Origin of the sequence: Herbaspirillum sp. 3R11, from assembly GCF_004563925.1 — a bacterium.
Classification (GTDB): Bacteria; Pseudomonadota; Gammaproteobacteria; order Burkholderiales; family Burkholderiaceae_D; genus Herbaspirillum.
Map to the genome: position 1 here is coordinate 1 of NZ_SPNJ01000009.1, position 1,453 is coordinate 1,453.

General features: G+C 51.0%; 1 protein-coding gene. It reads left to right on the top strand.

Annotation, left to right across the window (positions count from 1 at the left end; genetic code table 11):
- Positions 1-50 precede the first annotated feature (50 nt).
- Positions 51-1,411, top strand: a protein-coding gene (locus tag E4P32_RS24005; protein WP_116436942.1) for an IS3 family transposase whose coding sequence is annotated in 2 segments (ribosomal slippage) — positions 51-528 and positions 528-1,411 — 1,362 coding nt in all. Because the reading frame shifts where the segments join, the coding sequence is not laid out codon by codon here.
- Positions 1,412-1,453: the final 42 nt, after the last annotated feature.

The following is a 1,453-nucleotide window of genomic DNA, read 5'->3' on the forward strand; positions in this document are numbered from 1 at the left end:
TGAACTGACCCCAAAGAGTTGGACATAAATCCAACCTTTGGGGTTTTTACATGGCGAAATACGAAACGAAATTTAAATATGCGTTGGTCAAGCGTTGCTTGGTCAATGGAAGCAGTGCCGTGGCAGTTGGAAAGGAATTCGGAGTTGATGATGGGACGGTGCGCCGCTGGGTGCAAAGTTACCGTCATCATGGGTTCAAAGGGCTAAGCAAGAAGTACGAGCACTACAGCAGCGAATTCAAATTATCTGTACTGCGGCGCATGAAGAAAGATCGGTTGTCTTACCGAGAGGTTGAAGCGATGTTCAATCTTCGGGGGCACGGTACGGTCAGTCGTTGGGAGCGGCTGTATCATGAGGGCGGCTTGGATACCTTAAAAGCCAAGCCGAAAGGACGCCCGAAGATGATGAAGCCCAGCCCGCCTGCCACACCACCAAAAGCGAAAGCTGACGACACCCGCACACGCGAGCAACTGCTCGATGAGATCGACTATCTACGTGCAGAGGTGGACTATTTAAAAAAGCGGAAGGCCTTGGCTCTGGCACAGAAAGCGACTGCGCAAAAAAAGCGCGGCTAGTGCGAGATCTGAGGCAACACCACAAGCTGTCCACCCTGCTGAAGATTGCCGGACTGGCCCGCAGCACCTTTTATTATCAAGTCAACGTTCTGGAAGCGCCGGATCGGTACGCTGCGCTCAAGTCACGTATCCGGAAGATCTATAACCGACATAAAGGGCGCTACGGATATCGGCGCGTGACGGATGCTTTGCGTCGAGCAGGAGAGATGGTCAACCATAAGGTCGTACAGCGGTTGATGCAGGCGTTGCGCTTGAAATCGTTGGTGCGACCGAAGAAGTATCGTTCTTACCGTGGTCCTGGCCATGTAAGCGTCGCTAACCTGTTGCAACGGCAGTTCCAGGCAAAGGCATTCGGAGAAAAGTGGGTAACGGATGTAACGGAGTTCAATGTCGGGGGAGAAAAGTTGTATCTCTCACCCATCATGGATTTGTATAACGGCGAAATAGTGACTTACCAAATGAGCCGGACAGCCCACTTCAGTTTGGTCGATGACATGCTCAAGAAAGCCATTGGAAAGCTACCAGATAAGCGGCGACCGATACTTCACTCAGACCAAGGGTGGCAATATCAAATGCACGTCTATCGAAGAACCCTTGCTGAGCACGGAATTACGCAAAGCATGTCGCGGCGAGGAAATTGCCTCGACAATGCCGCCATGGAAAGCTTCTTCGGCACACTTAAATCGGAGTGCTTCTATTTGAAGCGCTTTACCAGCATTGATCAGTTGCAAAAAGAACTCCGCGAGTACATCCGCTACTACAATCATTACCGCATCAAAAGCAAGTTAAAAGGGCTGAGTCCTGTTCAATACAGAACCCAGCCCTCAAGGCCTTAACCGGCTTACATGACCGTCCAACTTTACGGGGTCAGTTCACGA